Below are 16,823 nucleotides of genomic sequence, written 5' to 3' on the forward strand. Positions count from 1 at the left end.
TAGTTCTTAACAAACTGCAAGCAATAATTCTGTTTAACTAAACCACTTTATTAATTATGAAATCGATGCGAACAACTGCCTGGGTACTGGCACTAAGTACCTGTCTCATCGGCGCAACGCCGGCTTTCAGTCAGACAGAAAAAGGATATGATGGCGACCAGTCTGTAAAGTCTGGCCAGCGTGACAACGAGGATCGGGAGACGAATTTCGACTGGATTGGTCTTTTCGGTTTACTGGGCCTGACCGGTCTGATTGGTCCCCGGCAGCGACAGGAACGGCCTGTCAGCGTGGTCAGAAAGACGCTTATCGCGACAACGATTATAGCCACTGCGGGGCTATTGTCGATGGCAGAACCAGCTATGAGCAGAGCCCTTCAGGAGTCTGATGGCGATAACTCATCCGTTGCCAGCGATAACGACGATGGCCATACCAATTTCGGCTGGGTAGGCTTGCTGGGATTGGCCGGTTTGCTGGGTCTCCGCAAGAGACGGTCGAGCGATAACACCCTAACCCGGTAAATGCATACGTATATAAACTAAACTCCACTGACAAAACGAGATTCCGGTTTGTCAGTGGAGTTTAACTGGTTTAAACGTAAACGTTTAGCGCCTAAGATCCATCGTCGGGCTGGGTCAGCTTCGCGCCCAGGTATTCCCGGTTTAACCGCGCAATGCTATCGACCGAAATAGAGGCCGGACATTCGATGGAGCAGGCCCCAATGAACGAACAGGCACCGAACCCTTCGGAATCCATCTGAGCAACCATTCGTTCAGCCCGGGTCTTGCGTTCCAGCTGCCCCTGGGGTAGTAGCGCAAAGCGGGATACCATGGCCCCCACGAACAGCATCGCCGACGCATTTTTGCAGGCGGCTACGCAAGCCCCACACGCAATACAGGCAGCGGCATCCATCGCCGACTCCTGGACCTCCCGCGAGATAGGGATCTCGTTGGCATCAGGTGCAGAGCCCGTGTTGACCGAGATATACCCGCCAGCCTGCACGATACGGTCGAAGGCGGTGCGGTCGGTAACCAGGTCTTTGATAACCGGAAAACCCCGCGCCCGCCAGGGTTCAATAACAATCGTGTCCCCATCGTTGAAGCTCCGCATGTGTAAAATACAGGTGGCTCCCCCCGTCTGCGGACCGTGGGGCCGACCATTTATGAACATGGCACAGGACCCGCAGATTCCTTCGCGGCAGTCGTGATCGAAAGCGATGATCTCCTCACCCCGCTTGGTAAGTTCACCGTTCAGTACATCGACCATTTCCAGAAACGATTGACTTGGCGAAATACCGGACAGCTTATACTCGACCAGCTTCCCCCGAGAACCGGCGTTCTTCTGCCGCCAGACTTTCAAGGTAAAATCCATATGAATTGCGCTTTTTTTACCGCCTTTATACTTTCCCTTTGTAGTCCCAATGGTCTTTTACAACAACACCATTGGCATCCTTCAGCAACCGTCGGGAAAACTGATCGCCTTTAATGATTCCTCGCTCATCGGCCTGGCCAATAAAAAGCAGGATGGGATTTCCGTCTTCGTCGGTCTTGGTCGCTACATCATACCGACCAAACCGGAACGCCACCATGTGTGAGGGTGCGTATTTTTTGTTCAGCTGCTTGAGCAGCCGTTCGCCTACTTTGGTTGTACTCGTCATCGGTTATGCTGTTTAATAGCCTGTTTACCGGCAAAGCAGTTTCCGTATAAGGCAAGGGGTACAGCTTGAAAACAGGAAGTCGGGTAGCCCAATTTATTTTTCAGACCACCCGACCCGGTCAATTAAGACTGTGCCGCTTTCTGATTCACCTCACTGGTAGCAATTGTCGTCAGCTTTTGGTCGGCTGCTTTCTCTTCCTTCAACGTTTGTTGGAGCAAATCAGCGGCCTGTGTCTGACCAGCCTGCTGGGCCAGCGTACGGGCTGTTCCGTACGCTGCAATTTCATAATGCTCCATTTTCTGGGCTGCCCCAATAATGGCCGCATCGGCGAGTTGGCCGGGCTCCAGTTCTGACAGGAGGCTTTGTGCTTCCTCAATCAGTCCCTGCATTGCCAGACAGGTTTCGCCGTTAGGATTAATGCCCAGGTGTTTGGCAATTTGTTCCAGCCGGATAACCTGCTGCTCGGTTTCGCGCTGATGTACTGCAAAAGCCTGACGTACGTGATCGTTCTGTACCAACTCAATAAGTACGGGCATTGCTTCCAGGGCCTGCTGCTCGGCAGAGTACAAATCCTGAATAGTATGCGCCATAAACTCGTCCATTGTTTTCATAACTGCGTTGATTTAATTGCCTATTGGGTTAATTGAGTTGCTAATGAAAGGGGCAGCGAACAGCTCCTGCTCTTATCGCCTTACCAGTTGCCTTTCGGGTGGCGTATGGTAAGGCGATTGAGAAGCCGTTTCTGAATAACTTAGATCGTAGGAGAACCACCGGTCACCTGTACGGTGCTACCCGTCATGTAGCTCGAATCGTCAGAGGCAAGCAAGACATAAATGGGCGCCAGTTCGGCAGGCTGACCGGCACGCTTCAGCGGAACATCCTGGCCGAAGGTTTCTACTTTTTCAGCTGGCATGGTCGACGGAATGAGTGGCGTCCAGACCGGACCCGGCGCTACGCAGTTTACCCGAATGCCTTTATCGGCCCATACCTGGGCGAGGTTGGCGCTGAAGTTTTGTATAGCGGCTTTGGTAGCTGCGTAAGCCAGCAGTTGTGCGTTGGGCTTGTAAGCGTTTACCGATGTGGTGTTAACGATCGTACTCCCCGGCTTCAGGTGTTCTTCAGCCGCTTTACACAGGTGAAACATCGAAAAGATATTGGTCCGGAACGTCCGGTCGAGTTCCTCGGCGCTGATATCCTGCAACGATTCATGAGCCATCTGAAAAGCCGCATTATTAACCAGAATGTCAATACCACCCAACTCGTCGACTGCCTGCTGGATAAGCTGTTTGCAGTGGGCTTCGTCCTGGATGTCGCCCGGTGCCAGAACAGCTTTCCGACCGGCCTCTTCCACGAGACGGGCCGTGTCCTGAGCGTCTTCGTCTTCGTTCAGGTACGAAATAAGCACGTCGGCTCCCTCGCGGGCAAAGGCTATGGCTACAGCACGGCCAATTCCTGAGTCACCGCCGGTAATGAGCGCCTTCCGGCCTGTCAGTTTGCCCGAACCTTTGTACGACGTTTCACCATGGTCGGCGAGCGGCTGCATATCCACTTCCACACCCGGTGTATTCTGTTTCTGATCCGAGTACGGTGGCTGAGGGTACTTGGTTTGAGGGTTGATCAATTGTGTCATAGTATTTCGTTGTTTAACAGGATACTTGAATCAGTTTTACAGCGAAAAGGCCAATTCAGTTAGGACAGGTGCCGAAAAAATGAGGCTACGGGGCGCACAAAAACGGCGACCGCATGTGGAAAGATGCTTAATCATCGGTATCGAACAGACGACCAACGATTACTTTAGCCAGCGCAATAGAACCCTCCCGGAGCTTTTTATCGTCGCCTTTCATCTGTGCCCGTACGTGCAGAATGTGGTTGAGATGCAGTACGTGCAGTGTTTTCTTGCCCGGCTCCCATATGGCTTTGTCACCAACACCCGTTACAGCAATTCCCGTGGCGGTGTTCACTGCTGGTTCGACAAGACGGGTAGCGGCTGACGTTTCGTTGGGCGTTGGCTGATTCGAGGAGTCGTTATTAGCCGAGGCATCCATACCACCTTCCCCACCCGCCGGTACGCCTTCTGCGGGCCGTTCGGCACCGGTCCCCTGCGATTGCGGACCGTGATATGTGCTTCCTTTCAGACCAGCCGTCTGTACCTGTTCACCAACCAACTGGGCCGCCGAGTCACGCTGGGGTACCCGCTGGGGCTGAAAAAACTTGTCGAACACGTATTCCGACTGAAATGTCGACTCAAACGGCGAGGACTCCTGGAAATAGAAACCTACTTTCTGCCCATCCCAACTAACTTCACAGCCATTTGGCAGATCGGATTTGGCCAGCTCCACCGATTCGTTCAGTTTGAACAGGGTCCGGATGTATTCGACGGGCAGGTAATTACAGCGTTGATCGTAGTTGTAGTCGGTGCTCAGTAGCCACACACCCGCGACTTCCCGTGCAAGGTCTTTATCTCCGGTACCGGCGGCATCGTTGGCCGCATCGGTCGTTGTGGCATGGTCTCCCTGAAAACAGGCGGTCAGGCCCAGTAGTGATAGCAGGGCAATAGATGTACTTAGCTTTACTGTAGTCATTGCGTTATAGAATTAATGAATAGACCGGCAGGATTTATACTTCGTGTGTAAGGGACGACGGCTGCTGGTAACCGGGACTAGTGGCCTCCTCGTCCCGACGCGGGTTCATTACCACGCGGCCTTCGTCGGTCAGTGAGGGCTGCATGTCCTGTAACCGGATCGTTGTTTTGCGCTTCCGCTTTCGTTTCGACGGAACCGGAGCAAACTGGGATGGCTGTGTCGACCAGGTCAGTAACGCTGACGCAATCAGCATGCCTATCATCCCGATAATAAGTTTCATTTCTTCGTCCATAGCGGGGTCGATGATCGCGTTTTATAACCTACAGATGAGCATAACAACCCGACCATTTCGACGGCACGAACGGGTTGTTTACCAGTGAGGCAATGGTCCCTGTAGCAGTCTCCCAGCCGGGTTGGCACGTAGTTACTCTGTTCCCGCCGTGGGTCATGAACAGAGCAGCGTTTTTACACGAGCTTATCGTTTCGATCAGACGCGAAAACCTGACCAGTGGCGGGCCTTTATGCGGAGTGATAAGGCCAGGGCCACCCCCGCCCTGAATGCCGGAGGGTTACGTTCAGGTCAAAGCCGGGCCATTGTTTCGTAGTCACCCGTCAGCTGGAGGTATAGCAGATGACTCATGACGCCATGCAGGTTACTAACCAGTTTGTGCGCTTCGGGGATAGTAACGATTTGCAGCTGGGTGTGCTCATTTTCCTCCTCTTCCCCGGTCGACGTATCGTTCATGGCCTGAATGTCGGCCAGCGGCATCCGCCGTTCGAGGTAAAAAAAGTGAAGGGCTTCGTCGGTGGTAGAAGTTGCCGAAAACAACGGTTTGTCAAACAGGGGCTTCAGCTCGGATGGGTCGACAGTAAGCTGCGCTTCTTCGCCAAGTTCACGGGCAGCCACCTCAATAGGCGATGGATCGTCTTCATCGATCATGCCAGCCGGATGTTCGTGGGTGATAGAGCCATCGCAGACGCGCCGTTGTCTCACCAGCAGTACGTATTTTTCGTTTGTCTCCTCCGCAATCAGTATGACAAGCATCGAAACCGCATCCCCTTTCAGGAAGCAGATGGGATTAAGCTTGGTACCCTCCGCCGTATCGGCATCCAGTTTCAATAGGGCATATAACATACTGCCATCTTTATCGGCCTGATGGACATACAGCGGCTCAACCTGGCTGACCGTAATTTGATTGTTGGCTAGCGCCCGGCGCCAGGCCCGGTATTTAGGTGCCTGTTCGAGTTGTTCGTGTTCGTTCATGATAGGTTGGGCTATTAAGGTTGCTGGCTTAGCATGATTTTAACCGAATCCGACTTCAGCATATACCCCTCATCCTGTTTACGAACCGCATACGGTTCACCATCGATACGCAGGCTATCGCCTTCTAATTTCCAGGTGAAGGGGATATCTTTTGACAACATCCCCATTTGAATGTGATTTGTGCCTTTCCCGTCCTTGCTGAAACTATAAATGGCTTTCGAACCTGTGAGACTCGTTAAGCTCGTGCTGTCGATACCCAATGTAGAATCGACGTTGAACGTTGCCGTAAACTGTTTGCTCTCGAAATCAAGGTCCCGGATGCCGACCTCACAAGCCACCAGCGACGCCAGCAAACCGAGCGAAACAGTCCATAAACTCCGGGACCGGGCAGTATTGGTTTGGTTTGTTTTCATACGTTGAGTAGGCGGTATGCACGTAAAGGAATGGGTCAGATCATCTGTACCAGCTGTGGCTTGAGCAAAGTAGGCAGTACATGCTGGCCAAAATCCTGGATGAAGGACTCATGTTCCAGATTGACATTATGCAGGAACAGTTGCTCAAACCCCAGTGCAATGTCCTCCTGAAGCCAGGCCAGATGCTCACGCGGATCCGCTGAAATTCTGACCATTTTATCGACCTCAGCCAGGTTTACGAGGTCGCCGGCCATATCGAACTGTTCGGGTCGGCGCAGGTCGGTAAGCATACCATTCGGGAAAATATTACCCCGCCACTGGTCATAGGCCCCCTGCTGCGCGATTTCGTGGGTTCGGGCATACGAGAGCTGCACTTTCAGGTGCATAGGCTTGCCTGCTCCGCCCCCCCGACGAAATGCATCGACCACCTCTTTCAGTTGTTCCTGCGGCTGCGAAATGGTTAGCAACCCATCCGCCCAGCCGCCAACCCATTCCGCTGTTTTAGGAGTAACGGCCGCTCCAAACAGAAGCGGCTTTATTTGCGGACGCGTGTATAACGTAGCTTCCTCGACCGTAACCAGACCTTTGTGGGTAACGGTTTCGCCATCCCACAAGGCCCGGATAACATCCACACATTCTTTCAGGCGGGCATTACGGTCGGCCTTGGAAAGCCACTTATCGCCGGTAATTTGTTCATTCAGGGCCTGACCCGTGCCCACAGCCATCCAGAACCGCTCTGGAAACATGTCGGCCAGGGTAGCCGCTGCCTGAGCTATTATGGCCGGGTGGTAGCGCTGGCCGGGGGCATTGACCACACCGAACGAGAGTTTCGTTCCCTGGAGAGCAGCCCCGAGCCACGACCAGGCGAAACCACTCTCGCCCTGCCGGTTGCTCCATGGATGAAAATGGTCGGACGACGACGCGGCCGTAAAGCCAGCCTGTTCAGCCAGTTGCACATAGGTCAGTAAGGTGCTGGGCTTGAACTGTTCATGGGATGCGTGATACCCTATTTTTAACATAACGTTGATGTATTACTAGTTAATTTTATTGACCGTCTATCGGTCATACAGGTTTGTCCATTCCCTCAGCTGCTCCTCACTAGCGGCAGTCAACTGGTTGGGCATTACCCGCCACGACCAGTTATTACTGGTTGAGGCCGGTGTATTGAGCCGGGCCGACTCGTCCAGGCCGAGCACGTCCTGCATGGGAAGAATAGCGATTTTAGCCACCGACGCGTACGTCATCCGGCCCAGCACAGTATGGACGTTCTCTTCAGAAACCGCCTGTCCTGTGTATACCTTCAGCTGTTCCCGCTGTTCCTTCTGCGCATCCTTCCGGTACCAACCCCGACTGGTGTTGTTATCGTGGGTGCCGGTATAGGCTACCGAGTTAAGCCGGTGGTGGTGAAGGCTGTTGACAGACTGCGGCATTTCATCGCCGAACGCAAACTGAAGGACGTTCATGCCCGGCAGGTCGAACGCATCGCGCAGTTCATAGACCGCTTCGTTGATTTCCCCCAGGTCTTCGGCCACGAACGGCAGTTCACCCAGCTCGCGTTTAACCACCTTGAAAAAGTCGGCTCCCGGTCCCGGTTTCCATTCGCCCTTGATGGCCGTTCCTTCCCCGGCCGGCACTTCCCAGTAGTCGGCAAAGGCCCGAAAATGATCCAGCCGCAGCAGGTCGTAGCGTTCCATATTTTTACGGAGCCGCTCTATCCACCAGGCGTAATCCTGTTTTTTTAGCTCATCCCACCGAAAAACAGGCATGCCCCAAAGCTGTCCATCGGCGTTGAAATAATCGGGGGGCACGCCAGCGATAGCGGTCATTTTACCTTCTTTGTCGAGGCTGAACAAGTTTGGATTCGCCCATACATCGACGGAATCATAGCTGATATAGAACGGAAGGTCACCAAATAACCGAACGCCCAGGCTATTACAGTACGTTTTCAGCGTATCCCATTGCCGGGCAAACAGAAACTGGAACCACTTTGCTTTGTCGATGGCCTCCGCCTGTTCTTCCCTGAATTTTACCAGCGCATCGGGTTTGCGAAGCCGGAAGGCTTTAGGCCACTGGTGCCAGGGTTCATTCGAGTGGGCTTCTTTCAGCACCGCATAGAGTGCATAATCGTCGAGCCATGGGGCTTCCTGCTGGCAGTACCGGCGAAAGGCCCGCTGATCGACCGCCGTTCCTGTTTGCTGAAACCGCTGCCAGGCTTTGTCCAACAGCGCCTGCTTTACGCGACTGGCCGCTTTGAAATCGACCTGATCGGTTTGGGGCAGAAGTTGTCCCGCCAGATCAGCTTCGGTGAGAAGCCCCTCCTGAATAAGTATGTCGGGGCTGATGAACAGCGGACTGCCAGCCATGCTGGAGTTGGCACTATAGGGCGAATGACCCTCACCGGAATCAACCGGATTCAGGGGCAGAACCTGCCAGTAGGTCTGATGGCTGCGGCTTAGAAAGTCGGCGAAAGCGGTTGCTTCCGGCCCGAAGTCCCCAATTCCGTAAGCTGAAGGCAGGGACGTAACAGGCAGTAGAATGCCGGCACTGCGCTCGGTGGGGGCAAATTCCAGCCGGAGCACGGCCAGCGGCAGGTCGCTGAACAACTCCCCAACGCTGAGGAACTTGTCTGCCTTGCCTTTGGCCGCCGACAACCGGTGCTGCCAGTTTTTTGGCGCTTCGGGCGGCAACATGATCCGTGTGGTCTGCCAGTCCAGCGCCAGCACATCGGCCTCCTGGCTGTTGCTTAACTGAGCGATACCCAGCGGCACGGCAATGACATACCAGCAGCGTTCATACCGCCGGGCAAAGGCAAGCACGTGTTTTTTGTAGCGGCCCTCAACTTCCAGCGGGATATAATGGCCGTTGGCAAACAGGTCGGGCTCCTCGTTACGCTCCTTCAGGAGCGTATGTACCAGCCACTGTTTGATACGGGCATCGTAGCGATTTTCCCATAACTCCGGCCAGAGCGTTTCGTCATTTCGGTTTTCAAGGTCGTCCAGGGAGCGCTGTCGCAGATCGAAGTCGACCGGCCGTCGGTTATCCGGATCGACCATGCTGAAATCCCAGCCCTCACAACCCTGGTACACGTCCGGAACGCCGGGACATGTGCATTTAAGCACGACCTGCGCCAGTGAGTTGACGATACCAAAGTCGGCGATGCGCCGGTGAAAGGCCTGAAAGCTTTTCCAGAAAGGTTTTTTGCGGTCGAGCAATTTCAGCGCATAGGCTTTTGTCGCGTCTTCGTAGGCCTGGTTCGGTTCGCTGTAGTTCGTGTTTCGTTTGCCCTCCCGCATGGCCTTCTGGAGGTATTCTGTCAGCCGGTTCGGGAAATCGTCCTCATCCTGGTCCGGCATCGGATAGGCTCCAACCAGTGTCTGGTAGATGAAATATTCATCGTTCGCATCCGGGGCCAGTCCGTCCGATAAACTGTCGTCGTCGATTTCTACTTTCAGGCTTTGGGTTATCTCCTGCCACGACTTAACGGTATTGATCCATTCGTCGGTCAGATCGGTCAACACGTTCAGGCGGCTCCGGACATCTTCACCCCGCTTGGTGTCATGTGTCGAGGTGGCGCTCAGGGCCAGTGGCCATTGCAGTTGCCGGTCTACCATTTTCTGGTGGAAAGCGTTGACAGTCAGGCCGAAGTATTCGGGGGAGTCGCCCACCTCGTCGTGTCCGATGAACCGGTTGTAGGTATACATCAGTGTATCCTCCACACCCTTAGCCGTCAGCGGCCCGGTGAACTGCATACACCGCTGGTAGAAACGCAGGACGCGGTCGTTGTAGTCGGTCTTGCCTTCGCGGGGTTTTTCCAGAAAAACGATCTCCAGCTGGTCGACGGCGGGTGTCAGTTTCGGTTTTTTAGTCCGGATGCGGCCGAAGATACCCCTTACTGCCTCCGTTTCTTCCTCACTCAGGGGCATCTGGTTGCCATAATAGCGATAGACGGGGCATTGAATCAAAAACTCGGCAATGGCCGACCGCAGCAAGTCCGGAGTTACCTCGTCCAAAGTGTTGCGATCGAGTAGGTGAAGCGATTCGAAGCGGGCATACAGGTTGTCCAGTTCACCGTTCATGTGTTCGGTGAGGATGTATGCTTTCTTGTCGTACAACTCCTGCCGGATCGCCATTTTTTCGCCCAGCAACTGGTGGTAAAACCGGGTAAAGCTGGTTTCGCTGCCCGTTCGGGTGAACAGGTTGTTGACCATCGACAGGTAGGCATAGCCCGTTGCACCCTGTACGGGCCAGTAGGCCGGGAACTCCTCGTCGTTTTGCAGGATTTTTTCCACCACAATATATACGTCCTCGCCCGCCATCTCCCGCAGTCGCTCCAGGTAACGCGTCGGGTCGCTGAGTCCGTCGATATGGTCGATACGCAGGCCGTGGAATACACCCGCTTCGATCAACGCTTTCGGTAATTTATGTACCTCGTCGAAAACTGCCGGGTCCTGAATATTCAGACAGATCAGGCCATTGACGGTGAAAAAGCGCCGGTAGTTGATCTGGCGATCCGTTTCTGCATGGTAACACAACCGATAAGCCTGTTCGTCGGCAATCTGCTGCATGGTTGCGGGAGTCGAGCTGACCGCTTTCAGGCATTTCTTCAGAAACGAAAGGAAGGCAGTGTCCTTCTCCAGTTCGGCCAGCCGTGACTGGATACGCACCGAATGGGCTGAATACTCATCCGATTCGGTGATAGCCAGAGCCGCATCGATATCGTCGAGCAGTGGCTTGACGAGCTTGTCAGGACCGCCGGTTACCGCCTGAAAAATGGTGGCATACGAGCGCAGGTGGACCGGGTAAGCAGTGTCGTAGTAGGCCAGCATCAATCTGTCGGTTTCAAACGCCACCGCTAGCTCCCCTTTCTCTATGGTTTCGTCCAGCGACGATCCCAGAAAAGGAACCATAAGCCGACCGGCATGTACGGGACTTGTCCAGTCGATATCGAAGAAGGAAGCATAAGGCGATAACTGGCCTTTTTCCAGCACATCCATCAGCCAGCGATTGTTGGGATGGAAGGCCATGTGGTTGGGTACTATATCCTGCACCCACTTCATGCCCCGCCGGGTAAGCTCCTCGCTGATTGCCCTAAGCTGTGCTTCGGTACCGATTTCGGGGTTTATCCGCTGTGGATTGACAGAATCGTATCCGTGATCACTGCCCGGCGTTGCTTCGAAAATGGGCGAGGCATACACCGTCCGGACACCTAATTTGTCGAGGTACGGAATGATACGCTCGAAATCAGGAAAGGTAAAGTTCTGGTGAAATTGGATCCGGTAAGTTGAAACTGGATTGATCATAACGGTTGGCATAGATAATGAATGATTCGGGTTGTAACGTGATCGAGTCAGTGCCTGAAACCACGTCAGGTGCTGAACTGGTGCCGGACCTCGGTTGCCATTGCGGATCAGCGGAATCGACTATTTTCTGCCAGCCATCCGCGTCGATGGGCAAGCTGACAGACTGGGACTGGCTGGCAAAGTTCATCAGGCAAAGCACGGCCTGGTCTTCGTGCCAACGGTGGAGAAGCAGTGTTTGTTTGTCGGGGTCAGGAAAAACCGCCAGCTGCTTCCGTTCCAGCCGGTGAAGCGCTGGCAACTGCCGGCGCAGGGCAATCAGGGTCTGGTAGTAGCGCAGCAGCGTCTGGTGTGACTCCTCCTGGAGATGTTCCCATTTGAGTTTCGTTTTCTCGAATGTTTCGTTGCTCTGGGGATCGGGCACGTCGCCATCCGAATGGAAACTGGCGAACTCCTTCTTCCGGCCTTCCCGTACGGCTTCCACCAGCTCAGGCTCCGTATGGCTGACGAAGTAATAAAATGGGCTGGTTTCTCCCCATTCTTCGCCCATGAACAGCATCGGTACATACGGACTGACCATAACCGCCCCGGCCAGGAGCCTGAGCATGTCGTAGCTAAACAACTGACTTGTCCGTTCCCCACCCTTGCGGTTTCCGACCTGATCGTGATTCTGCGAAAAGACGATAAACTGGCGACCGGGGTTGTTCTCGGCTTTCTGCCCGAAAATCTTATGGCGCTCGGCCGAGAATTGTCCATCATACACATACGCATCGGTATATGCCTTGGCCAGATCGGTGATGGGTTCAAAATCGGTGTAGTAGCCTTGCTTTTCCTCTCCGGCCGTCACCCGCAGGGCGTGGTGAAACTCATCTGTCCACTGCGCATCCATGCCATACCCCTGCTCGGTCAGCGGATTGATAAAGCGGGGATCGTTGAGGTCGTTCTCCACGATCAGGTGATAGGACCGACCGGTCGAATCCATAAGCTGGTCGACCTGTTGCCTGATCTCCTGTAAAATATGGACCGGGCTAAAGTCTTTGATAGCATGAACGGCGTCGAGTCGCAGGGCGTCGACGTGAAAATCCCGGAACCACATCAACGCATTTTCCACTACGTAACGACGCACACCATCACACCAGGCATCGTCAAAATTAACGGCCTGCCCCCAGGGTGTACAGTATTTACCAGTCAGGTAGGGGCCAAACTCAGGCAGGTAATTTCCTTCCGGCCCGAAGTGGTTATAGACAATGTCGAGCACCACTGCAATGCCTTTGGCATGACAGCTATCGATGAGATGCTGTAGCCCACTGGCTCCCCCGTAGGTATTTTGAACAGCATACGGATAAACGCCATCATATCCCCAGTTACGCGAGTCCGAAAACTGGGCTACCGGCATGAGCTCAATGGCATTTACACCCAGGCTTTTCAGGTAGTCGAGTTTAGTCTCGATGCCTTCGAACGTACCTTCGGGGGTGAATGTGCCGGTATGGATTTCATACATCAGGTAGGCGTCGAGGGCCGGGTTTACCCAACCCTCATCGGTCCAGGAAAACGAGCGGATGTCTATAGCCTGAGACGGGCCATGAACACCCTGAGGCTGACACAACGAGGCCGGGTCCGGAAAATCGTTATCGCCATCGAGAACAAACGTATATAGATCCTGGGGCTGCAACTGACTGGTTTTTAGACACCAATGACCCAGTTCATCCCGTTTCAGGGGAATGGCCGACGACTGTCCGTACACTTTAACAGATACATGCGTGGCCAGCGGTGCCCACAGCACGATGCTTGCCTCCTGTGGATCTGAAAAGGTAACGCCTATACCACGCTGATCGGTTTGTATTAGGTTTTGCATAGCTATAGAGAATAAAGACGACGACTTGGTAGATAGTTGGCTGACAGCCCTCCGTATTATTGTTTAACCGGTCGATGGGAAAGGGGTTTAGCGCGTTGGTTGCGGATTGAGGAAACGGGATAACAAACCTCACCCCCCTTCTGTCGATCGTCAGAGAAGCGCCAGCATCAGGCCATTGAGTTGACCGACCAGACTATCGAAGCCTGTTTGCCTCGGCAATACCAGCTCATACCCTGTCTGGCGGCACTGGTCCTCGTCGACCGGCCGATCGGGTGCCGACAGAATAACTACTGGAATAGTTTGCCATGCCGGATTCCGACCCAAGGCAGCCAGCGCAGCATACCCTTCCCGCGCTACCATATGCCAATCCATAAGTAGCAGGGAAGGACGTGGATAAACCTCGCCCTGTAACGCATCGATCAGATCGGCCCGGTTTAAGAAAAAATAGAGTACAGCCCGAGGGTTGGCTTTACCGAAAGCCTGCCGGTATATATATGGATCATCTAACTGGTCGTTGGCTATAAAAATTATTGGTGTTCTGATCAACTGACGCGCTGTTTCCATCCCGTTTAGCAGCTTAGGTATTCGCTAAAAAGCTACTAGTGAATCGACCAGATCGGGCATCAAAACAGGCATGTGGCTCTCGGCCTGCCACCATCCGCGTCCCGGAGGTACCAGCGTTTCGATCGGCTCACCCGCTGCCAGGCGTTGAATCATCGGGACCAGATCGGTTGGTTCCGGACAGCCACTACTGACATTGTAAACGCCGGGTTCATGACGGTTTTCCACCCGAGTCAGCAGACAATGCCAGTCATACAGGCCCAGCAACGCCCAGACCGACACGGCCTGTACGTCAACACCAAGCGTCCGGGCTTGCTGCGCCTGTTGCCAGATCTCACCCAGCCACCGCATCTGCTCCTCCACCCGATCACCCAGATGGGCTTCCGTAACGACGATTGGCAGGCCGTAGCGCTGCCAGGCTTCGAGCATCAAAGCACCAAGTCCCGCCCGCTTTTCCGGTGCTGCCCGTACTATCTCTGTATCGACATAGCGGTGCCGGCCGTTCCCGCCCCGCATATGGTCCGGGTAATTTTTCACGTTGTGATCCAGATAGCGCTCACTGGTAACGTAGTGGTTGACGCCAATGATGGAGGGCGGGCAGGGATTATCGACCATGAACCACAGATCACGCTCACTGGCCCCTGACCAGCGCAGGTATTCCCACAAGGCATGGGTGGGGGTTACCACACCACACAGCAGATCCCAGGTTAACCACCGGCGTTCGTTCTCCAGATCAGCCTGATAGCTCAGTCGCGGGGTGCTATGTATTTTACCCAGATCGTCGGTTTGTATCAACTGCGCATCGGGACGCACTTTCCTGATTTCGGCCATGGCCCGCACCGTGGCCCGACATTCGCGGAGCAGAATATCGACAAACACCTTACCGGATTTCCCGTGTGGATACCAATGGCCGTAAAGTCCGCCAAACCGGGCCGTCGTCAATGGCTCGTTAATGGGCGTATACCCGTCGATCCACGGGTAGCGCTCGGCTACCTGCCGGGCATAGCGGGCTAGTCCATACTCAAAATCCGGCGTGTCGTAGGTAGCATAGCGGGGCCCGCACCCATGGTGGACCAGCCCCGCAATAGGGCGGACACCCAGCTCCCGCAGCCGCCCCAGCCGCTCATCGTTCCAGGTCCAGTCGAGTTCATCGGGGTGATTGGGTGCTGTCCTTTCCCAGAGGACGGGATACCGAAGGGTATTGATACCGAGGTTGGCTATGAGGTCTATATCGCCGGGCCGGTCGTGATGGCCACTTCGTTTAACCTGATCCTGGTAGACATCACCAACCCGATTTACCGTGCATTCCAGGCCGCCCCACAAGGCAAGTTCCGTTTCTAAAGAAGTGCTTCCATTCGATTGCGTTCTTTTTCGGTTACTCATCATCGTTTTTGTTCGGCCTTGGTTGACAACCCAGGTCCTCCCATTGATACGATGAATCAACACGGGTCTATTTAGCTACGGCTGACTCCATTCATGGCGAGTGAGGGAACGGCCCATGCCCTACTAGGTGGTATGTATTGATCTGAGCATCTATAAAACCGCTATTGCTCAGCTTCAATGCAGCCTTTTAACCCGGCAGCAGGACCGTTTGCTCACTAGTCGATAAACTATCTTCTATACAGACTGAAGAGCCGAGAGAATTGATCGAAAGCCATAATAATGACCTCCCGAAGGCAATCGTTGAGGGGGCCTTCGGTGACGCATCACCTGTAGACGTAGCCTACGAACAGGATGTCTCTATGAAACCGTCGAAATAGTGACCTGCTTGTTCAACGACAACCAGTAGTAGCAGGTAGATACCAGCAATTGCCTGAGGGGTTCAAACCCGATAGGTTTCTGTAAAAATGAATTGGCACCCATCCGATAGCATTCCTCCATCTCCTCTTCGGAGGCATCGCTACTGACCATAACGACGGGAACGGTTTGCCAAAAAGGATGCTGTTTGAGCAACTGCAAAACCTGAGCCCCATCCTGACCGGGCATGTGCCGATCCAGCAGAATCAAGCCCGGACGCTCCTGTGTTCGCAGAGCATGGTGTCTTAAATCGTTTCCACTTTCGAAAAAACGCAGCGTGTAGTCGGGTAGGAAACGCTTGAAAACGATTTGTACGAGCAACCGATAATCAGGCGAATCATCCACAATATATAACAAAGGGGTCTTTTCCATGACCTGTCAAATACGTTAGTAGATATTGTAAAACAATTGACTACTACTACCGGACTTATTTTCATAATCACCATTGAGCTAATGGCCTGATCGACGTATATAGTTCAATAAGTACTGGGTAATGGGGTCAAGACACCAGCCAATTTACTCGAGAATGTACTTCTTTAATGCGAGCTATGGGATTTTTAGGCCGCCTAGCGACGGTCGGCCGTTGCCGTCAGCTAGTTGTAGTGACCTTTGAAGCTAATTGGCATGCCGCAGGTAGGCAACCTTTAGCACTCGTTGCGTACCTACGGCAATTGATTGGCTCACTGACTATGAGCCAATCACATAGTTCGCATTGCTTTAAAACTTGACTAATAGTCATCTCAGCCAGGATAGCTTCACCCGGTTAGCTAGATCAGATTGCTAACCGGGTGAAGCTATCCAGCCATCAGATTCCTACAGCGAGTAATGGGTAGTAGGCAGGGTAACTGTTTCCAGCCAGTAAAACCGTAAATCGTTGAAAAGGGTGATCCATCCTTGAAAATCGGTAGGTTTCAGGGCGTAAGAGGACACACCCAACTGGTAAGCTTCGGTAATGTCGGCATGGATACTGGACGAACTCAGCATAACGATGGGTATGCGGTTGCAGGTAACGGGCATGGACTTGAAACGCCGTACAAAGCTTAGACCGTCTTTATTATCTGGCAAATACAGGTCCTGCAAAATAAGTTTTGGCATCTCCCATTCCTCCAGCAGCCAATCCTCAAGAAGCATCAGAGCCTCATCAGCGGAGGCAACACGTACAGGTACTGCTTCGGTAAACGAATTTGCCATTGCTTTTTCCATCAATGTCCAATGATCGTCATTATCTTCAATGACGAGCACTTTTACTTTCTTCCGTTGAGATCTGTTCGTGTTCATGGTTAAACGTTATACTAATTCAAAATCATAAAGACGCATTCAGAATGTAGGGAAAGCAAGTCAACTCGATGACTGTCTGCCGACCCGTGAATAACGCTTCAAGAACAGCCCGCAAACGTTGC

Annotated in this window: 16 protein-coding genes; 1 reads left to right on the top strand and 15 read right to left on the bottom strand. The window is 53.5% G+C overall.

Translation table 11 applies throughout. From position 1 onward, the window contains the following. Nucleotides 1-56 precede the first annotated feature (56 nt). Complete coding sequence (locus tag FH603_RS28445) at nucleotides 57-518, top strand: WGxxGxxG family protein (RefSeq protein ID WP_208493131.1); 462 nt, start codon at nucleotides 57-59, stop codon at nucleotides 516-518. A gap of 91 nt (nucleotides 519-609) precedes the next feature. On the opposite strand, the gene FH603_RS23840 is transcribed toward FH603_RS28445, so the two are convergent. The 15 genes from FH603_RS23840 to FH603_RS23910 all read right to left on the bottom strand — a co-directional run bounded on the left by FH603_RS23840 (nucleotide 610) and on the right by FH603_RS23910 (nucleotide 16,701). Then, nucleotides 610-1,368 (bottom strand): succinate dehydrogenase/fumarate reductase iron-sulfur subunit, encoded by a 759-nt coding sequence (locus FH603_RS23840; protein ID WP_186740936.1) that lies wholly within the window; start codon nucleotides 1,366-1,368, stop codon nucleotides 610-612. A gap of 25 nt (nucleotides 1,369-1,393) precedes the next feature. Beyond that, entirely contained in the window at nucleotides 1,394-1,654 is a 261-nt protein-coding gene (locus FH603_RS23845) for a hypothetical protein (RefSeq protein WP_186740938.1), read from the bottom strand. A gap of 122 nt (nucleotides 1,655-1,776) precedes the next feature. After that, nucleotides 1,777-2,265 (bottom strand): ferritin-like domain-containing protein, encoded by a 489-nt coding sequence (locus FH603_RS23850; protein ID WP_394366398.1) that lies wholly within the window; start codon nucleotides 2,263-2,265, stop codon nucleotides 1,777-1,779. Between the two features lie 140 nt (nucleotides 2,266-2,405). Beyond that, nucleotides 2,406-3,284: an SDR family oxidoreductase gene (locus FH603_RS23855; RefSeq protein ID WP_186740940.1), complete on the bottom strand. Its 879-nt coding sequence runs from the start codon at nucleotides 3,282-3,284 to the stop codon at nucleotides 2,406-2,408. Nucleotides 3,285-3,411: 127 nt separating this feature from the next. Next, on the bottom strand, nucleotides 3,412-4,236 hold the full coding sequence (locus FH603_RS23860; RefSeq protein ID WP_186740942.1) for a hypothetical protein: 825 nt from the start codon (nucleotides 4,234-4,236) through the stop codon (nucleotides 3,412-3,414). 34 nt (nucleotides 4,237-4,270) lie between these two features. Then, entirely contained in the window at nucleotides 4,271-4,528 is a 258-nt protein-coding gene (locus FH603_RS23865) for a hypothetical protein (protein WP_186740944.1), read from the bottom strand. Nucleotides 4,529-4,816: 288 nt separating this feature from the next. Continuing rightward, on the bottom strand, nucleotides 4,817-5,500 hold the full coding sequence (locus tag FH603_RS23870) for an NUDIX hydrolase (protein WP_186740946.1): 684 nt from the start codon (nucleotides 5,498-5,500) through the stop codon (nucleotides 4,817-4,819). Between the two features lie 14 nt (nucleotides 5,501-5,514). Further along, the gene (locus FH603_RS23875) at nucleotides 5,515-5,913 is read right to left on the bottom strand and encodes a hypothetical protein (RefSeq protein WP_235985503.1); all 399 of its coding nucleotides are present in this window, start codon (nucleotides 5,911-5,913) and stop codon (nucleotides 5,515-5,517) included. A gap of 35 nt (nucleotides 5,914-5,948) precedes the next feature. Next, nucleotides 5,949-6,932 (bottom strand): TIGR03885 family FMN-dependent LLM class oxidoreductase, encoded by a 984-nt coding sequence (locus tag FH603_RS23880; protein WP_186740948.1) that lies wholly within the window; start codon nucleotides 6,930-6,932, stop codon nucleotides 5,949-5,951. 36 nt (nucleotides 6,933-6,968) lie between these two features. Beyond that, nucleotides 6,969-11,213, bottom strand: a complete 4,245-nt coding sequence (gene treY / locus FH603_RS23885) for a malto-oligosyltrehalose synthase (protein ID WP_186740951.1) — start codon at nucleotides 11,211-11,213, stop codon at nucleotides 6,969-6,971. Beyond that, a complete protein-coding gene (gene treZ, locus FH603_RS23890; RefSeq protein ID WP_186740953.1) occupies nucleotides 11,155-13,065 on the bottom strand; it encodes a malto-oligosyltrehalose trehalohydrolase in 1,911 nt (636 codons plus the stop codon). The genes treY and treZ overlap by 59 nt, the downstream gene beginning before the upstream one ends. Before the next feature lie 150 nt (nucleotides 13,066-13,215). Next, nucleotides 13,216-13,629 (bottom strand): response regulator, encoded by a 414-nt coding sequence (locus tag FH603_RS23895; protein WP_186740955.1) that lies wholly within the window; start codon nucleotides 13,627-13,629, stop codon nucleotides 13,216-13,218. Nucleotides 13,630-13,653: 24 nt separating this feature from the next. Continuing rightward, nucleotides 13,654-15,012 (bottom strand): glycoside hydrolase family 1 protein, encoded by a 1,359-nt coding sequence (locus FH603_RS23900; RefSeq protein ID WP_342355223.1) that lies wholly within the window; start codon nucleotides 15,010-15,012, stop codon nucleotides 13,654-13,656. Between the two features lie 354 nt (nucleotides 15,013-15,366). Further along, nucleotides 15,367-15,795 (bottom strand): response regulator, encoded by a 429-nt coding sequence (locus tag FH603_RS23905; protein ID WP_186740957.1) that lies wholly within the window; start codon nucleotides 15,793-15,795, stop codon nucleotides 15,367-15,369. A gap of 441 nt (nucleotides 15,796-16,236) precedes the next feature. Further along, nucleotides 16,237-16,701, bottom strand: coding sequence for a response regulator (locus FH603_RS23910; protein WP_186740959.1), 465 nt, complete (start codon nucleotides 16,699-16,701; stop codon nucleotides 16,237-16,239). Between the last annotated feature and the right edge of the window lie 122 nt (nucleotides 16,702-16,823).

The sequence above is a fragment of the Spirosoma utsteinense genome, from assembly GCF_014282275.1.
GTDB classification, from domain to species: domain Bacteria; phylum Bacteroidota; class Bacteroidia; order Cytophagales; family Spirosomataceae; genus Spirosoma; species Spirosoma utsteinense.